The organism is Shewanella sp. S1-49-MNA-CIBAN-0167 (assembly GCF_040310145.1).
GTDB classification, from domain to species: Bacteria; Pseudomonadota; Gammaproteobacteria; order Enterobacterales; family Shewanellaceae; genus Shewanella; species Shewanella psychromarinicola.
Map to the genome: position 1 here is coordinate 37,698 of NZ_JBEOPO010000018.1, position 16,184 is coordinate 53,881.

Below are 16,184 nucleotides of genomic sequence, written 5' to 3' on the forward strand. Positions count from 1 at the left end.
GGGATTGATAAAGCAAAGGCGGTACTTGGCGATGATGGGTTAGCGCCTTACCCAAATCTTCAGCATTAGTTTGGTGGTGCGAACAGTCGTGTTACGGGAGACAAAAGCGCGCAATATTGGTCAAGACCTTGAGTTTAAATATGATTTTGACTCTGTTGCACAAAGCTCTCTTTATCGGTAACATTTTTCTAAAGCGTCGTTTTAAGGATCAATGCAAAGGCTTTGAGGTAAGGTTAACAACCGCTGTCCGCTTCATTCAGTTAAGCCACCCATGGTTTTTTTGTCAGCCACAGGTTTTCGAATTGCCAGACTTGCTTCATGATGGCAGCCCAATTACCGCCTGTTGCTTATTGCTTAGATGAGATAGCGTTTAGCCCTGCCATACTCAAGTTAAAATTTATTACTTAACATCAGACATTAAAACGATAGCATTTATCTGCCATTTTTATTCAAAAAATTGAGCCGGGAAAATTGATAGGTTTTTCATCACGGTAAACATTTGATTGATCATCGGTTGAGCTAATGGCTCAACGCCAGGCCGGTTAACGTAGCCGCGTAATCCGGTAAAATGAACCTGAAAAAAGCGCGCGTACTCTATTGCCGACAACTTATCGCTTAGCTCATTATGCTCAATGGCTTGCTCAAAAATAGCCGTAAGATAGCCTTCAAATTTAGCGGCTAAATCTACACTCAGTTCATATAAATGGCTGTCTTTATCGGCAAATTCACTGTTTGCTTTTACTAGCATGCAAATGGCACTTGGGCTGCAAGCTTTGGTTTTAATCAGCACATTTTCTACAAATGCGTGCAACCCACCGACTATAGAATCGGAAGTCGATAAAAAGCCTTCTATTTGGTTTTTCATATCTAGGGTGTAGTCTTTAAGCGACTCACAATATAGCCCTTCTTTAGAGCCAAATGCAGAATAAATACTGCCAGGACGCATGTTAATGGCGTCTTGTAAATCGCGCGTAGAAGTAGCATGAAAACCTTTTTCCCAAAACAGTTGGCTAGCTAGGCGAATGACATTCTCGCGCTCAAATTTAACCTTGTTTACCATGTTAATTCCAATCAATTTGAACAATTGCTCAATTTTAACTTGAGCAGGCGCTCAAAATCAAATAGTATTGTTGTCACGTTACTTATATTTATATTTTTATTGGAGCCAAACATGGCAGAATTTACGTTATACACAGCCGAGACCGCACCAGAAGAAGCAAAACCTTTACTCGCCGATTCGGTAGCCGCATTTGGTATGTTACCTAACCTACATGCAATAATGGCTGAAGCACCGACCTTACTTAAAGGTTACCAAGTACTGCATGAGCTGTTTCAAAAAACATCATTCAATGCACAAGAGCTAACCGTGGTATGGCAATCAATTAATGTTGAGCATAACTGCCACTACTGCGTCCCCGCTCATAGTGGCATTGCAGCGGCAATGAAAGTAGATCAAGACATTGTTGATGCATTAGTTAACAAAACCCCACTTGCTAACCCTAAGCTTGAGGTTTTACGTGAAACAACACTGGCAATGACGCGCGAGCGCGGTGTGATAAGCGATGAGCAAATAGAAACATTCTTTGCGGCAGGTTATGGTAAACAACAACTTTTAGAAATTATTGTTGGCTTATCTCAAAAAGTAATGAGCAACTACACTAATCACTTGGCAGATACGCCGGTTGATGAAGCCTTTAAAAAATACGTAAAATAATGAGATTTTTTAAATAACGAAAGGCAGCCTAGGCTGCCTTTTTAGTATTCGCACTATTCCCCAGGATGCCGAAGATAGCTTATTGCCGTGACGAGGCGCCTAGTGAGTTACCGAATTGCCATGGGGGCGCAACAAGGCAAGAACGTATTTACGCGACCAATAAACTGAGCCATATACGGACGCTCTCGGTGAGTCTAGCGACAGTTTTTGGCCTTTATCTTTTATTCAACCGTTCAGTCTTGTCATTGCTTTTGATACGAATCATGTCCCGCTAAAAACGCTTGTACTGTGCTGATGTTTATAATCGATACGGGCTTAACAGTCTAGCGGCCCCTAATGAAATCCGATCCACTACGCCTAAAAATGTGCAACACCCTTGCGATGCAGATCAGCCTCTGCCAACTCACTTCTAGCCTACGCCTCATATGATGTTTATCAGCTCGCACTCTTTAAACATTTATTGTGCTAGCGGCCTCAATCCGTTATCGCGGTCAAGCCCTTCCCATTGGCTAATCGTTAACGCTTAATAACGATAAGTTAGCTTAACGATGATCTTGCTGCAGAGGACTTTTAACTCATCAGTTGATGCCCATGCTGGGCGTACATCAGTCAAAGCACGCATTTTTTATTCCCCAAAAGCCGGCCAGCGTCAGCAAGTTGGTGTTTAAAGTGCGAGAAGGTGATGAAGAGGCGAGCATTTACAGATAGAACTTTCAAGTCTAAGGTTACAAATCTCTACATTCTTGAAGCCATCTCTAAATTGTTGAAGAAATCCAGAATATCGATTGATGTAGACTATGATTCGATATCCAATAACTCGTTATGCAGCACTTGTCAGTGATATGGATGCTTATTACTCGGACATTGACAATGATTAATTACCCAGGAGAATGACGATGTCAGATGTAAAAAACAGCAGTGGAAGTTGCCTTTGTGGCACCGTTAAATTTGCCGCTCAAAGTGGCAATAGCGTGGGTGTTTGCCATTGCAGCATGTGCCGCAAATGGAATGGAGGACCACAAATGGCTGTTTACTGTGGTGATAGTGTCTCGTTCGAAAATGAACAGAGTATTTCAGTCTATAAGTCGTCTGAATGGGCGGAACGTGGGTTTTGCAAAAATTGCGGTAGCCATTTATTTTATCGATTGCAGGGTAATCAGCATATGATCCTAGCGGGTGCTTTCAATAATAATGAATATTTTATTGTTGAGAATCAATATTTTATAGACGATAAGCCTTCGTTTTATCGGTTCGAAAATGAAACGGTAAACCTGACTGGTGCCGAAACTGCAGAAAAAATGGGACTGAGTTAATAGACCGGTCGTCTCGAGAGGTTGTTTCGAAAGTAAGGCAAGCGTATAGGAAGCATAATTGAGTATTGCTTATCAATAATTGATGCGTCAATGTACTTCTAACGATAAGGATAGGCCGCGCGAAGCCGCGTCCTATCCCGAGAGCTGAACATGCCCGAAGTGGGGCGTGACTAAGAGGCTTTATTATGTCACTGACCGATCGAAATTCCGACCGATTTGACGTGACATTTTTGGATACGATTTGCGTGTGGCGGCGCTCCCTTTGCGGGTTGCTAAGGCTGATTTTCTCTCTGGTCATGATGGAAAAATCATGCCCGCGATAGCCAGCATCAGTTGAATACGCAATGCAGAACCGCTTGCTTGTATTGCTTCACCATAAAGGAGTTTATTTGAATATTTCAGAATCACATAAAAAAGAGCTTTTAGTGGCCAAATCATTATTAGAAAACCCTGGGCTCGCGGTAAAAATAACTCATTTTATAGGTACCCCTATTGAAAAAGGTTTAGCCTTATTACCTGATAATTGGCATAAAAATATCGCTAAAGTGACAGAGAAATCGCTGCTCAAAGCGTCTGAAGCGGCAATCTTTACCATGAAAGATATTCCCGGAGAAGAATCGTCTAATCATTGGCATAAATTTGGCGCAGCAGTGAGTGGGGGTGTGGGGGGATTCTTTGGCTTGGCAGCGATAGCTGTTGAACTGCCTATTTCAACATCAATAATGCTGCGTTCTATAGCTGATATTGCCCGTAGTGAAGGAGAGTTGATTACCACACCGGAAACAAAAATGGCTTGTTTAGAAGTGTTCGCATTGGGTGGCGAAAGTGATTTAGATGATAGTAGTGAATCTGGCTATTTTGCCATCAGAGCCGCTCTTGCAAAATCAGTCTCTGAAGCGGCTGAATTTATGGTTAAAAAAGGTATTACCGATGAAGCCGCTCCTGTGTTAATTAAGCTAATTTCTAAAATTGCTGAAAAGTTTGGTGTTCAAGTTACTCAAAAAGCCGCGGCTCAAGCTGTACCTGCTATAGGCGCTGCGGGTGGTGCAATCATCAATACTTTATTTATTGACCACTTTCAAGACATGGCGAGAGGGCATTTTATTATTCGAAAATTAGAGCGTGTATATGGATATGATACAGTAAAGAATGCTTATAATGTTTTACCTAAAAATGGTTAACACATTGTTGAACCGATACTAAATGGTTTATTGTGCTCGCTGCTCACAAATCATAGCTAACTTTTCCCGCCGTTTAACGAGGCATTAAGGCTGTCACATTTCTCTAAAACCTATTTTACCTTGTGCGCGACGTTAAAAAGAGTGAGCTTGAAGAGTGAAACCTATTAAGCATCATTTTCATTTTTGACATTCTATAGTCTCGTTAGGGCGCTACTCGATGTCAGACAGGGCCTCATTTGTTGATAAATTTTTAAAGGTCAAAAAAATATGAAAAAATTGTTTAATACTATATTCGCTGGCGTTCATTTGTTCGCGGCTGTGGTCCTTATCATCCTATCCCTGATAATTATGCTGTGGTCTGTTTATGATGTCATTTCCGCTATAAAGGATGACTCTGGATTTATTCCATTAATGCTTCAGGCTGTAGCCGCTATAATAATCGCGGCAGCCATTATTGATGTTGCACAGTATATGATGGAAGAAGAAGTCTTTAAGGACAAAGAGCTGCGAGACCCTAAAGAAGCAAGAAGAACCATTACAAAAATAATTGTAATCATTACTATTGCCGTCAGCATTGAAGGGTTGGTTTTTATATTTAAAGCAGGTACGAAAGACATTAGCCTTTTACTGTATCCGGCTTTGCTCATCATGGTATCCGCAATTTTAATTGTGGCGCTCGGTATATATCAAAAATTAAGTGCGACTATAGAAAAGACAGAGAAAGAAGATGCATAACACATCATTGAGAATTATATGGCCATATGATTTAGATAAGTCTTTACTTGGGGCATATTGCGGCATTAGTCGCATAAAATGACTGTGTATGCCACTTTGGTAGTTTTATTATTCTAATGCTCCAGAACGACTTAAATAAAGGAAATTTTATGAAGTTAAAATCGATGCTTATGAATATTGCGGTAATATTGCCATCAATTTTTTTGGCTCATAATTTACTCGCCAGTCCATTAGAGCAATCTAGCGAAACGTTTTTCTCACTTGCTGAGATAAAAGAGGGTGATAAAAAGCCGCTACAGCCTGTTGAATACATATCAGCAACTGATAATGTGTCTTTAGCATATCGCGCGTATCTGCCACTAAAACCGCAAGCAGTTTTGATTTTTTATCATGGAGCGGGTGCTCATAGTGGGCTGATCTATAACCACATTGGTGTTGGATTACGTGATGATTTTGATATAGCGGTATATATGCCAGATATTCGAGGACATGGTAGTTCACAAGGTGATCGAGGTGATGCCCCAGATGTTGAACAAGTGTGGGCTGATATTAATACCATCGTCAGAGTTGCGCGTGATAAATATCCAGATATGCCTATTTTTATTGGCGGGCATTCCAGTGGTGCAGGCCTAGCGCTTAATTATTCGAGTTGGGATCAAAGAGCGGAGGTTGAAGGGTATGTGTTTCTTGCTCCGTATTTTGGCTTTCGTTCAGAAACCAACTACGACAAGGGTGAAAATATAGGTATTGAGTTTTCTACTGTGAAAACGTCAAACTTTATTATTAATACTATAAGTGGCGGTTTATTTTTAGGTCATTCCAAGGCGGTTAGATTCAATTTCCCCGATGCTGTGTTAAGCAAAAACCCTGAAATCGTTCCATTTAACACCGTAAATATGTCAAATGCGCTTACCCCACACTCTCCTGATCTTCAGTTATCTGATTTACAGCAATTTGGATTATGGATTGGAAAGCAAGATGAAGCGTTTGACCCCATAAAAGTGACCCTGTTTGCGCAAAATAATAGTGACAACAAAGTGCGCAAGGAAATTAAAATCGTCGATAAAGAAAATCATTTTTCTATCATTTTGAATGCACACAATCTTATTGGGCCGTGGCTTAAAAGAGCGATTAAGTAGTCCTATTGTATGTCTAACCAATAAGGATAGGCCGCGCGACGCCGCGGGCTTATCCCAAGTGTTGAACAAGTCCGATATTGGCTGTGACCAAGACTGTTTTTATCCAGTGGTTAATAACCGTTCGAGAATGTAACCGACTTGCAGTAAGGTTTGTCGATGTCTTTTGTGCCCCACGGCGACTTAGCTCAATAAGCCATTCAAACGGAAAAATACCGTTGGCTGTTTTCACTCAGTCCAATATGTTAACCCTCTATATCTAGACACTTAATGTGGTGTCATACCCCTAAAAGGATCAAATCATGTCTTTGCTGCTAACTGTTTTAGCAACCACACTGCTTGCTGGTTTGGCTATGCCGTTAGGTGCTTTAATTGCCCATTTTGAGAATGTGAGCAGTGAGTGGCTTGAACAGGAATTTAGGCACAGTGTCATGGCTTTTGGGGGCGGGGCATTATTGTCAGCCGTTGCTTTGGTTTTAGTGCCAGAGGGCATAGCGCATCTTGATCCATTATCGGCTTGTATGTGGCTTATGGTGGGCGGACTTAGCTTTATGGCCCTTGATATTTACCTTAACAAAATAGATACCCCAGCCACTCAACTAGCAGCCATGCTAGCGGATTTTATTCCTGAATCAATCGCACTAGGTGCGGCGTTCGCCACGGGAAGTAACAATGCGTTCTTACTGGCAGCGTTAATCGCGTTACAAAACGTGCCTGAAGGGTTTAGTGCCTATCGTGAATTAAATGCCTCTTCTGCTTATAGGCCCCAAAAAATTATCATCATGTTTTGTTTAATGGCTGTGCTTGGGCCTATAGCAGCAATGTCTGGCTATTTATGGTTATCAGAGTCGCCAAAAGTGATTGCCGCAGTCATGCTTTTCGCATCGGGTGGTATCCTCTATTCAATATTTCAAGATTTAGCGCCTCAGGCAAAACTAGAAAATCGTTGGGCCCCGCCAATGGGGGCGGTATTTGGGTTTGGTCTGGGTATGTTGGGGTTAATGTTAACCACATCATGATCACAGTGCTACATAGCATTGCTAATTAATTCTGCAAGCATCAATCTCGCTAACAGGGAGTAAAACAAAATGGATTACATCAACTTATCCTATCTGCATTTAGTTACTGTAGTGCCGGCATTTTTCATTGGCACTTATTTACTTGCTGTTCGAAAAGGTACACCTAAGCACAAAGCATTAGGCAAAGTGTATATGGTGCTGATGTTGTTTACTGCCATAGTGTCACTGTTTATGCCTGCTCAACTCGGAAGTAGCTTTTTGAATCACTTTGGCTATATTCATTTGTTAAGTCTTCTAACGCTTTACGCTGTTCCTGCAGCCTATTTTTATATTAAAAAAGGCAATGTTCGGGGACACAAACGAAGCATGATTATATTGTATTGTGGTGGTCTCATTGTCGCGGGGACCTTTGCTTTTATGCCTGGTAGATTATTGAATAGTTGGATTTTCAGCTAACTTGTTGATTGACTGTAATAGGTTTTTAAACATCATTATCCATGATGAGTTGAGATCTGAAAATGAATGATATGGTTTGCAATAAACGTTAAACACAATGCATAAATGGTGGACTCATGAAATACCAATTTGGTTCAGGGACGGTATCAGATATTTTGGACGTCTTAGCGTTAACCCCAGAGTTTGCAAATGTCATATTTGCAGACAGCATTGGTAACAGATTGGCTGGGAGAAACCATTTAATTCTAGTTGCTCGATTTGAGTTCAAGCCTGTTGGCTTTAAAGTGGGTTACGAGCTGGCTGGTGGTCAGTTTTACAGTTGGTTAGGTGGTGTTATTCCTGAACATCGCCAAATGAAAGTGGCCTCTCAATTGCGCCAACTTCAAGAATCTTGGGCTGTTGAGAATGGCTTTAATTCTATTAACGTTAAATCCATGAACCAATTTCCGGCAATGTTGCAGATGCTGATCGGAAGTGGCTATCAAATCTGTGGTTATGAGAATAACGGTTCAATAACCGACAGTAAGATCGAATTTATTAAATTTTTGCAGCCACAATCAAACAAGTAAGCCGACGAGAAGCCGTGTTTATACAGTAGGCGTGAGTCTACCTTATATGACCTGTTACTCAGACTCGCAATTAGGTAAATGAACATTAAACACCATTATGAGGATCTCTAGGTAAGTTAACGGTTGCCACAATTCACTCAATGGTATGACTTCTGTGCCTAGCAGTAATAATTGCTGCCGTGTTTGACTTGCCTCAGGTAGAATGCCGACACATAGTTTTTTCATTTTTTGGCGTATTCTATATGCAAATCAATCGTGTACTTCTGACCGCTGTTGGTAGTGTTTTGTTGGCGATGGTGACCATTCAGTCTGGCGCTTCGTTAGCAAAACAACTTTTCCCCTTGGTTGGGCCAGAAGGCACCACAGCACTGCGTTTAGGCTTTGCCGCTGCGGTACTTTGGCTAGTATTTCGTCCATGGCGGGCATTACCTCAAGGCAGAGATTGGCAGAGCATTATTATTTATGGTCTGTGTTTAGGCGGAATGAATATCTTGTTTTATTTAGCCATTGAACGTATTCCGTTAGGGATTGCGGTTGCGCTTGAGTTTACCGGCCCCTTGGCAGTAGCCTTGTTTGGCTCAAAGCGCAAAAGCGATCTATTTTGGGTCGGTTGTGCCATTGCGGGGATTTTACTGCTGCTGCCTGACTTATCCAGTGCACAAGGGCTTGATATTACGGGCGCATTAATGGCACTTGGGGCCGGGGCGTGCTGGGCCGGTTACATCTTGTTTGGTACGCGCACCGGCAAGCAAGCATCAGGTGGAATTACTGTGGCATTAGGCATGACGGTAGCAGCCATAGTGCTAGTACCCGTTGGCGCCGTGAGCCAAGGCTTAGCGTTATTGAGCTGGGAAGTACTACCGCTTGGGTTATTGGTGGGGGTGTTATCCAGTGCCTTGCCTTATTCGTTGGAAATGGTGGCGCTTAGAAATATGCCCACCCAGGCCTTTAGCGTGCTGATGAGTTTAGAGCCTGCCATTGCCGCATTGGCAGGTCTTATGATACTAAGTGAGCAATTGACCTTGTTGCAGTGGTCTGCCATCGGTTTGGTGATTATCGCTTCGGTAGGGAGTAGTTTCACCCCTAAAAAAGCGATAGAGATGGGGGTGTGATCTTGGTTGGTAATTCTTGTGTATTAATGTCCACATTGTTTTATAAGTTATTATTTTAAATCTAATTATATGGACAGTGTTTTAAAACGGCGCCGATAATTTTTTAAGCAAATGCCGCAAACATTTATACAGAAATAAGCAGCAAGGCGCTGTAAATGACCAACGCTGGCTATAGGGTTAACTTTCCAACTGATCCGCACGCTTAATTAACATGCTACTTTGTGCTATGAATGAAAAATATCATCAAGGATATTCAATAACCATCGATGCAACGGATTTTTTTCTGAACGTTTGTGCCAAGCGACAATAACATCAAAGCTGGGAGGGCTCTGTTCAATTTCAATGGCAACCAACCTGGGGTCAGGTAATAATCTCGCCGGCAGGAAAGCAATCGTATTTGTGGCCTCTATTATGGTAGATGCTGACGAAAAGCTGGGTACTGACATTAAAATATTCCTTTTCAGGTCTTTTTTTGCAAACCAGGAATCATGAGAGCCTTTCAGATTGGGTCTAGAAGGTGAAATAACGATTTGCGGTAGCTGCGCGATTTCTTTCAGACTGTATTTCTTATCACGATAAATTGAGTTTTTTCCTGTCACACAAACATGGCGATCTTCAAATAAGCGCATATTTGGGTAATCTTGCGGAATAAATTCTGGGAAGGTGAATACGAGATCAAGCTCACCAGTGACCATTAGCTGATGTAAATTGTCCGATTCAAAATCCCTAATGATAACTTTCAGGTTCGGAGCTTGTTTATTCACCTGTTTAAGTAACATCGGCAAAATAGTCACTAAGGCATAATCTGAGGCGCTTATCTGTAAAACCCCCGATAGTTCAGCCGGGGTAAAGTGATCACCAGAGATTAAATTGTCAATATCAGCCAGTATATTATTGACCTTATGCTCCATTTCTTCCGCAACATGGGTGGGCGTCACGCCATTGCTGGTTCTAATAAACAGTTCATCATCAAAGGTATTTCTTAGCTTTTTCAGTTGCTCACTAATGGCTTGCTGAGTTAAGCCCAATAAATTTGCCACTTTAGATAAATTTCTTTCCTGAAGTAACAACTGGAGAATACGCAGTTGTTTTATATCAAGTCTATTGATACCACTAATATTTGTATCCCCAACAAGTTTATATTGTTTTTTTTTGTATTGAAGAGAGTTTAGCATACATCCCATCTAATTCATTAGCGGCAGTATTTCGCACGGAGGATCCATTATGTTGTTGGATGGGGTAAGTCAAAAACAGTCATCAATTAAAGCAGAAATTAATTATATAAAATCAGATTCTAGTGCCATTTTTGATTTATCAACCACAGCAAAAAGTGCGAATAAGCTAACGGAACATGTTGATACTCGACTCGTTGAAATAGCTAATGCGCGCTTATTGAATACCCCTCCATCACTCAATAATGATGGCTTTGGTTTAGCTAAAAATGATTATGTTATTGCGAACTATTTTGACGATAACCTTGTTCAAACAGAGCTTTATCCACAAATAATAAAGCACCTCTTGGATCTAACCAATGCCAGCCAATGTCTTGTTTTTGACCATACCATTCGCTCGGTTGAAGATCATTTAACGCGCACAGAAAAGCGCGCTCCTATTCATACCGTACATAACGATTACGTGGCGAGTTCAGCAGAAAACCGTCTTAACATAGAACTGAAAAAAAGCGGCCTAAATGCAAGTGATTATAAAAAGTTTCAGTTTATAAATACTTGGATCCCTTTAGTTGATGTAGTACTCGATAGTCCTTTGGCACTTGGAGATGCAAGAACATTTCACCCCGAACAATCTCAAAAGTTACCGGTGGCTTATCCTGATCGTATCGGGGAAATAGAAGCTTTTAGTTATGACGATAATAATCGTTGGTATTTTTATCCTCAAATGACATCGCAAGAACAACTCAATTTTAAAGTCTTTGATAGCGACCTAGATAGCGCTATTTCAAGGACTCCTCATAGCGCGTTTTCATTGCCAATGAGTGATCAAAAATCAGCTGTGCGGATAAGCATTGAAGTCAGATGCATAGTGTTATTCGACTAAGCTCGACCCTTTTGCCGTTGTTTGGTATGACAAATTAGGTATTGGTCGAGAAACGCCTCAACCCATGCTTGACGCATATAGCCAACAGAAAAATAGCTTGATCAACTTACATAGATCACCGATAGGTCTATTTTAATCACATTCTCGGAGTCACATAAAATGAAGTTCTCTCACTTATTTAAACAAACCCAATTAGGTCCATATACCTTAAGAAATCGTATTGTTTTACCACCACTGACACGTTCACGAAGTGATCAGCCTGGGAATATTCCTAATCAACTGATGGCGCAGTACTATGCTCAACGCTCGGGCGCTGGTTTCATGGTGACGGAAGGAACACAAATTGAACCTAGAGGGCAAGGATATGCGTGGACACCGGGCATTCATAGTGCCGAGCAAATTGCGGGCTGGAAACAAGTCACCAAAGCGGTACATGATGCAGGTAGTATTATCTTTTGCCAATTGTGGCATGTTGGACGCGTCTCTCACACCTCATTACAGCCAGATCAGCAAGCACCTGTTGGCCCATCTGACCTTATAGCAGACACCGTTAAGGTGTTTATTGAAACGGCTCCAGATCAAGGCGCCTTGGCCGACCCAAGTGAGCCAAGATCACTGTCTACCGCCGAGGTTGAAGAGCTTGTACAGATGTATAAACAGGCGGCAATTAACGCCAAAGAAGCTGGATTTGATGGCGTTGAATTACACTGCGCTAATGGCTACCTTGTTAATCAGTTTATCTCTGAGCATACCAATAATAGAACCGATAAGTACGGTGGTACTTTAGCGAATCGTTTACGTTTTCTAAAAGAAATAACCGAAGCGGTTGCCAGTGTTATGGGGCCAGATAAAGTCGGAGTAAGGTTTGCGCCATTATTTGAAAGTACCGACGAAGTCAGAGTGTATTTAGGGTTAGTTGAAAGTGACCCTCACCTAACCTATATCGAAGCGATTAAAATTTTAAATAATATTGGCATTGCTTATTTATCGCTTGCTGAAGCTGATTGGGATAATGCTCCAGATTTACCTGAAAAATTTTATCAAGAAGTCAGATCAACCTTTGATGGCTTAATTATGTATGCAGGTAAATATACCCCAGAAAAAGCGCTTCGAATATTGACTGAAGGTCATGGTGATATTTTTGGTTTTGGCCGGCCATTTATTGCTAATCCAGACTTACCTGAACGCATTAAATACGAATGGCCATTAAATGAAGCCGATCCATCGACTATGTACGGCGGAACCAACAAAGGCTACACAGATTACCCCGTATACATAAAGTAGACAGCTTGTTGCTCAATGCTGAGAAAAGTTGTAGCACTAATTCTGCTATACATTTCCTATACATGAAATAATTAGAGGACTTAATATGAAAAGCATGACCCTTTCTACACCGGGCGGTCTTGACCAGCTCAAGCTTAACCATAGCGCGGAACCTGGCGAACCGGGGCCTGGCGAAATACGAGTACGTATTCGAGCCTGTTCTCTCAACTTTCACGATTATGCAGTGGTTGTCGGAGCCATCTCGACCGAAGACAACCGCATCCCCATGGCGGATGGCGCCGGCGTTGTAGAAGCCATCGGTGAAGGTGTCAGCGAATTTAAGATTGGTGACCCTGTCGTGTCGACATTCTTCCCTGATTGGCTAACTGGCCCCGCTCTTATTGGAAACTTCAGTACCACACCCGGTGATGGCCAGGATGGTTACGCACGCGAGCAGGTTGTCCGCCCAACGAACTGGTTCACCCACGCCCCTAAAGGCTACACCCATGCCGAAGCCGCCACATTGACCACCGCAGGCTTAACCGCATGGAGAGCGCTTGTTGTTGATGGCGGCTTAAAAGCAGGTGATACCGTGCTCACGATGGGCACCGGTGGTGTGTCTATCTTTGCACTGCAGTTTGCCAAGATGATGGGCGCTCGGGTTATTTCTACGTCGTCTTCAGACGAAAAGCTGGAACGGCTCACCGCACTGGGTGCCGACCACACCATCAATTACAAAACCACACCGGCCTGGGGCACTAAGGTTCAGGAAATAACTGGCGGCAAGGGCGTTGACCACGTTATAGAAGTGGGTGGCCCTAGCACTCTGCCAGAATCTATTGATGCCGTGCGCATTGGTGGCCATATCGCGCTCATTGGGGTGTTGACTGGCTGGGCTGGGGATATTCCAACCGCAAAACTGATGGCGAAACAGGTCCGCCTGCAAGGACTGATTGTGGGCAGCCGAAACCATCAGCAAGAAATGATCCGCGCGATTGAAGCAAACGACATGCACCCGATCCTTGACCGGTCATTTGCGCTGGAAGAGATCGCTGACGCGTTCCGCTACCAAGAGTCTGGCAAGCACTTCGGTAAGATCTGCCTAGCGTTTTAATCCGAGCAATATATGGCCAGCCACTTGTGAAACCATTTTTTTGCATCTAATGGGGAATGCGCAAGTTGGTTATGGTGGGCTTAGTCAATCCAATCCGCAGCGGCTTATGGGCCACTGCGGCCTTATAAAGTTGGATTGAGTCTGCGCCACAAAGCAACTATTTTTGCCGGGTGTGGCGCTTAAACAACAGCATCGATAATTTTTTACCGAATGCCGCTAACATTTATGCAGATATAAGCGGCAAGACTATGCACATTGCCAGCACAGGCCATGTGCTTAACTCTTTAACTAGATAGCGTCATTCTCGATTAATAGCTATCAAGTCTATGTTACTGTTTTGAATGAGTCATATTGTTTACATTGAATAGATGAAAGCTTAATTCATCGAGAAACGAATTCAATATTTTTTGTGTCAAGAGTCAAAAAAGCTATGGTATTGATTAGAGAGTAGAGCGGTTTCGTAAGGTATTATATGATGACTGAATGTACAGATGATCAGACATAGAGATAACATGCTAGGCTGTTTTTTTTATTATTTAGTCTTTATACTGCGCGGCTGTTTTGTCTGCGTAGAAAGTAAAAATGAAAAGTTGGATATTTTTAAGTGTGGCTATTTTAACTGAAGTTGTGGCAACTTCTGCACTTAAAGCAAGCGATGGATTTTCAAGAATAATGCCTTCAATCGTGGTTATTGTGGGGTACGTATTATCTTTTTATTTTCTATCCTTGGCGCTAAAAACTATTCCTGTTGGTATTGCTTATGCGACTTGGGCTGGATTGGGTATTGTGCTCATTACGGTGATCGCTTGGGTGATGTATGGGCAAAAATTAGATTTAGGTGCGCTAGTGGGAATGACGTTAATTTTAGCGGGTGTTGTGGTAATGAACTTATTCTCAAGCGTTACTCCGCATTAGTATTAGCGTTAGTACGCAACCAATAACATAGACATTGCGTAGCCGAATTTTTGTGTTTTTATTCACTTTTCTCTCCAAATTTCGAGCCGACGGTGCCCATTTCTAACTAATGCGCAGCGTTTTTAGGCACAACAAAAAGGGCTTAACAATGATAGTCATTGTTAAGCCCTTTTTGTTTAGTGTTAGTCATAGTCTTGGATATAGCCGCTCAAGCCTAAGCGATGAATGGGTTGATCGCCTAGGCTGTAAGCGTTATTACCACGCCATGTCTAAAATCTTACGGCTGGTGGCTAAATCGACTTGGCCGCTTTCAGATAATGCGGTCATGCCATGAGCTTCTAATGCATTAATCACTAGGCTGATTTGATCTTGGGTTACACCGTGATCGCGTAAACGGGTTGGTAAACCCACTTGCTGGAAGAAAGCTTCTGTTTTGTCAATGGCTTGATCCACTCGGCTAGCTTCATCACCTTCAGTGATATCCCAAACGCGTGCTGCGTATTGCACTAATTTAGCGTGTTTTTGTTCTTTCAATACACGCCATAGTGATGGCAATACAACGGCTAACGTTTGTGCATGGTCGATATGGAATAGTGCGGTTAACTCATGGCCGATCATGTGAGTAGACCAATCTAATGGCACGCCTGTACCTATCATGCCGTTTAGAGCAGATGTAGCACTCCACATTAAGTTAGCGCGGGCATCGTAGTTTGTTGGCTCTTCAACGGTAATAGGACCAATTTCAATAAGGGTGCGCATAATGCCTTCTGCCATGCGGTCTTGTACGCGGGCATCAACGGGGTAAGTCGCATATTGCTCAAGCACATGCACAAACGCATCGACAACACCGTTTGCCACTTGAATTTTGGGTAAGCTAAAAGTTAATTCAGGATCTAGCATGGCAAATGTTGGGTAGGCACATGGGTGATTTACTGGGAACTTACCGCCTTGATAGCTTACTACTGCAAAGGCGTTCATCTCAGAACCGGTAGCCGGCAGGGTAGCAATAACGCCAAGTGGGATGACGTTGTCATTAGCCACTGGAACCGGTGTAAATCCGTGATGTAATAAACTTGCTGTGTCACCGTCAAACTGAGTCGCTAGGGCGATAAATTTGGTGCCGTCCATAACCGAACCACCACCGACAGCCAGTAAGAAGTCGATGTTTTCTTTACGGGCAACGTCAACGGCTTTTATTAGGGTGCCGTATGTCGGGTTTGCCTCAATGCCGCCAAACTCAAATACAATGCGGTCACCTAATGCGGCTTTGACTTTATCGAGTGTGCCGAAACGTTGCACGCTGCCGCCACCGTAAGTGATTAATACTCGTGCATTGGCTGGAACAAGTTGGTCTAACTCTGCGATACGGTCTTTGCCGAAAACAACATGAGTAGGGTTACGATAATCAAAATTGAGCATAATGGACGCCTTTTGGTTGAGCGGTGAAACAAAGAGTTGGCTGATTGTTGATGCATAAGTCATTTATGGAAAAGTTTTATATACACAACAACAAGGATAAATTATGTGATTATGATAGCTGATTGAGTCAAAATAAACAGACACAGAGCTATCGAGTTCATGCCTATTCCTATCTATATTGTT

At 42.5% G+C, this 16,184-nt stretch carries 17 protein-coding genes; 13 read left to right on the forward strand and 4 right to left on the reverse strand.

Annotated features, from left to right (window positions below):
- Positions 1–445 precede the first annotated feature (445 nt).
- Positions 446–1,060, reverse strand: a complete 615-nt coding sequence (locus AAEZ00_RS10185; protein WP_351088622.1) for a TetR/AcrR family transcriptional regulator — start codon at positions 1,058–1,060, stop codon at positions 446–448.
- A 111-nt stretch (positions 1,061–1,171) separates the two neighbouring features.
- On the opposite strand from AAEZ00_RS10185, the gene AAEZ00_RS10190 reads away from it, so the two are divergent.
- The 8 genes from AAEZ00_RS10190 (at position 1,172) to AAEZ00_RS10225 (ending at position 8,123) form a co-directional block, all read left to right on the forward strand.
- Entirely contained in the window at positions 1,172–1,714 is a 543-nt protein-coding gene (locus tag AAEZ00_RS10190; protein WP_101033557.1) for a carboxymuconolactone decarboxylase family protein, read from the forward strand.
- An 896-nt stretch (positions 1,715–2,610) separates the two neighbouring features.
- Positions 2,611–3,027: a GFA family protein gene (locus AAEZ00_RS10195; RefSeq protein ID WP_124012965.1), complete on the forward strand. Its 417-nt coding sequence runs from the start codon at positions 2,611–2,613 to the stop codon at positions 3,025–3,027.
- A 389-nt stretch (positions 3,028–3,416) separates the two neighbouring features.
- Entirely contained in the window at positions 3,417–4,208 is a 792-nt protein-coding gene (locus AAEZ00_RS10200; RefSeq protein ID WP_124013017.1) for an EcsC family protein, read from the forward strand.
- A gap of 267 nt (positions 4,209–4,475) precedes the next feature.
- Positions 4,476–4,943, forward strand: a complete 468-nt coding sequence (locus AAEZ00_RS10205) for a hypothetical protein (RefSeq protein WP_351088623.1) — start codon at positions 4,476–4,478, stop codon at positions 4,941–4,943.
- A gap of 149 nt (positions 4,944–5,092) precedes the next feature.
- Positions 5,093–6,082, forward strand: a complete 990-nt coding sequence (locus AAEZ00_RS10210; protein ID WP_124012967.1) for an alpha/beta hydrolase — start codon at positions 5,093–5,095, stop codon at positions 6,080–6,082.
- 299 nt (positions 6,083–6,381) lie between these two features.
- Positions 6,382–7,098, forward strand: coding sequence for a ZIP family metal transporter (locus AAEZ00_RS10215; protein WP_124012968.1), 717 nt, complete (start codon positions 6,382–6,384; stop codon positions 7,096–7,098).
- A gap of 69 nt (positions 7,099–7,167) precedes the next feature.
- A complete protein-coding gene (locus AAEZ00_RS10220) occupies positions 7,168–7,554 on the forward strand; it encodes a DUF2306 domain-containing protein (RefSeq protein WP_124012969.1) in 387 nt (128 codons plus the stop codon).
- 116 nt (positions 7,555–7,670) lie between these two features.
- Positions 7,671–8,123 carry a GNAT family N-acetyltransferase gene (locus tag AAEZ00_RS10225; RefSeq protein ID WP_124012970.1) on the forward strand — a complete coding sequence of 151 codons (453 nt, stop codon included), beginning with the start codon at positions 7,671–7,673 and terminating at the stop codon, positions 8,121–8,123.
- 54 nt (positions 8,124–8,177) lie between these two features.
- Here the strand turns inward: AAEZ00_RS10225 and AAEZ00_RS10230 are convergent, their stop codons facing one another.
- Complete coding sequence (locus AAEZ00_RS10230) at positions 8,178–8,348, reverse strand: hypothetical protein (protein ID WP_164839424.1); 171 nt, start codon at positions 8,346–8,348, stop codon at positions 8,178–8,180.
- A gap of 17 nt (positions 8,349–8,365) precedes the next feature.
- Here AAEZ00_RS10230 and AAEZ00_RS10235 point away from each other — a divergent pair, with 17 nt between their 5' ends.
- Positions 8,366–9,235: an EamA family transporter gene (locus AAEZ00_RS10235; RefSeq protein ID WP_101033569.1), complete on the forward strand. Its 870-nt coding sequence runs from the start codon at positions 8,366–8,368 to the stop codon at positions 9,233–9,235.
- A 224-nt stretch (positions 9,236–9,459) separates the two neighbouring features.
- On the opposite strand, the gene AAEZ00_RS10240 is transcribed toward AAEZ00_RS10235, so the two are convergent.
- Entirely contained in the window at positions 9,460–10,410 is a 951-nt protein-coding gene (locus AAEZ00_RS10240; RefSeq protein WP_332871111.1) for a LysR family transcriptional regulator, read from the reverse strand.
- A gap of 49 nt (positions 10,411–10,459) precedes the next feature.
- On the opposite strand from AAEZ00_RS10240, the gene AAEZ00_RS10245 reads away from it, so the two are divergent.
- The 4 genes from AAEZ00_RS10245 to AAEZ00_RS10260 all read left to right on the forward strand — a co-directional run bounded on the left by AAEZ00_RS10245 (position 10,460) and on the right by AAEZ00_RS10260 (position 14,582).
- Positions 10,460–11,290 carry a CmcJ/NvfI family oxidoreductase gene (locus tag AAEZ00_RS10245; RefSeq protein WP_124012971.1) on the forward strand — a complete coding sequence of 277 codons (831 nt, stop codon included), beginning with the start codon at positions 10,460–10,462 and terminating at the stop codon, positions 11,288–11,290.
- Between the two features lie 159 nt (positions 11,291–11,449).
- The gene (locus AAEZ00_RS10250; protein ID WP_124012972.1) at positions 11,450–12,574 is read left to right on the forward strand and encodes an alkene reductase; all 1,125 of its coding nucleotides are present in this window, start codon (positions 11,450–11,452) and stop codon (positions 12,572–12,574) included.
- Between the two features lie 85 nt (positions 12,575–12,659).
- Positions 12,660–13,667 (forward strand): zinc-dependent alcohol dehydrogenase family protein, encoded by a 1,008-nt coding sequence (locus tag AAEZ00_RS10255; RefSeq protein ID WP_101033575.1) that lies wholly within the window; start codon positions 12,660–12,662, stop codon positions 13,665–13,667.
- A 582-nt stretch (positions 13,668–14,249) separates the two neighbouring features.
- Positions 14,250–14,582, forward strand: a complete 333-nt coding sequence (locus tag AAEZ00_RS10260; RefSeq protein WP_101033577.1) for a DMT family transporter — start codon at positions 14,250–14,252, stop codon at positions 14,580–14,582.
- A gap of 255 nt (positions 14,583–14,837) precedes the next feature.
- On the opposite strand, the gene AAEZ00_RS10265 is transcribed toward AAEZ00_RS10260, so the two are convergent.
- Entirely contained in the window at positions 14,838–16,001 is a 1,164-nt protein-coding gene (locus tag AAEZ00_RS10265) for an iron-containing alcohol dehydrogenase (RefSeq protein ID WP_351088624.1), read from the reverse strand.
- Between the last annotated feature and the right edge of the window lie 183 nt (positions 16,002–16,184).

Coding starts and splice junctions, on each gene's coding strand:
- AAEZ00_RS10185 (WP_351088622.1), bottom strand. CDS start 1,060: ATGGTAAACAAGGTTAAATTTGAGCGCGAGAATGTCATTCGCCTAGCT.
- AAEZ00_RS10190 (WP_101033557.1), top strand. CDS start 1,172: ATGGCAGAATTTACGTTATACACAGCCGAGACCGCACCAGAAGAAGCA.
- AAEZ00_RS10195 (WP_124012965.1), top strand. CDS start 2,611: ATGTCAGATGTAAAAAACAGCAGTGGAAGTTGCCTTTGTGGCACCGTT.
- AAEZ00_RS10205 (WP_351088623.1), top strand. CDS start 4,476: ATGAAAAAATTGTTTAATACTATATTCGCTGGCGTTCATTTGTTCGCG.
- AAEZ00_RS10210 (WP_124012967.1), top strand. CDS start 5,093: ATGAAGTTAAAATCGATGCTTATGAATATTGCGGTAATATTGCCATCA.
- AAEZ00_RS10215 (WP_124012968.1), top strand. CDS start 6,382: ATGTCTTTGCTGCTAACTGTTTTAGCAACCACACTGCTTGCTGGTTTG.
- AAEZ00_RS10220 (WP_124012969.1), top strand. CDS start 7,168: ATGGATTACATCAACTTATCCTATCTGCATTTAGTTACTGTAGTGCCG.
- AAEZ00_RS10225 (WP_124012970.1), top strand. CDS start 7,671: ATGAAATACCAATTTGGTTCAGGGACGGTATCAGATATTTTGGACGTC.
- AAEZ00_RS10230 (WP_164839424.1), bottom strand. CDS start 8,348: ATGAAAAAACTATGTGTCGGCATTCTACCTGAGGCAAGTCAAACACGG.
- AAEZ00_RS10235 (WP_101033569.1), top strand. CDS start 8,366: ATGCAAATCAATCGTGTACTTCTGACCGCTGTTGGTAGTGTTTTGTTG.
- AAEZ00_RS10240 (WP_332871111.1), bottom strand. CDS start 10,410: ATGCTAAACTCTCTTCAATACAAAAAAAAACAATATAAACTTGTTGGG.
- AAEZ00_RS10245 (WP_124012971.1), top strand. CDS start 10,460: ATGTTGTTGGATGGGGTAAGTCAAAAACAGTCATCAATTAAAGCAGAA.
- AAEZ00_RS10250 (WP_124012972.1), top strand. CDS start 11,450: ATGAAGTTCTCTCACTTATTTAAACAAACCCAATTAGGTCCATATACC.
- AAEZ00_RS10255 (WP_101033575.1), top strand. CDS start 12,660: ATGAAAAGCATGACCCTTTCTACACCGGGCGGTCTTGACCAGCTCAAG.
- AAEZ00_RS10260 (WP_101033577.1), top strand. CDS start 14,250: ATGAAAAGTTGGATATTTTTAAGTGTGGCTATTTTAACTGAAGTTGTG.
- AAEZ00_RS10265 (WP_351088624.1), bottom strand. CDS start 16,001: ATGCTCAATTTTGATTATCGTAACCCTACTCATGTTGTTTTCGGCAAA.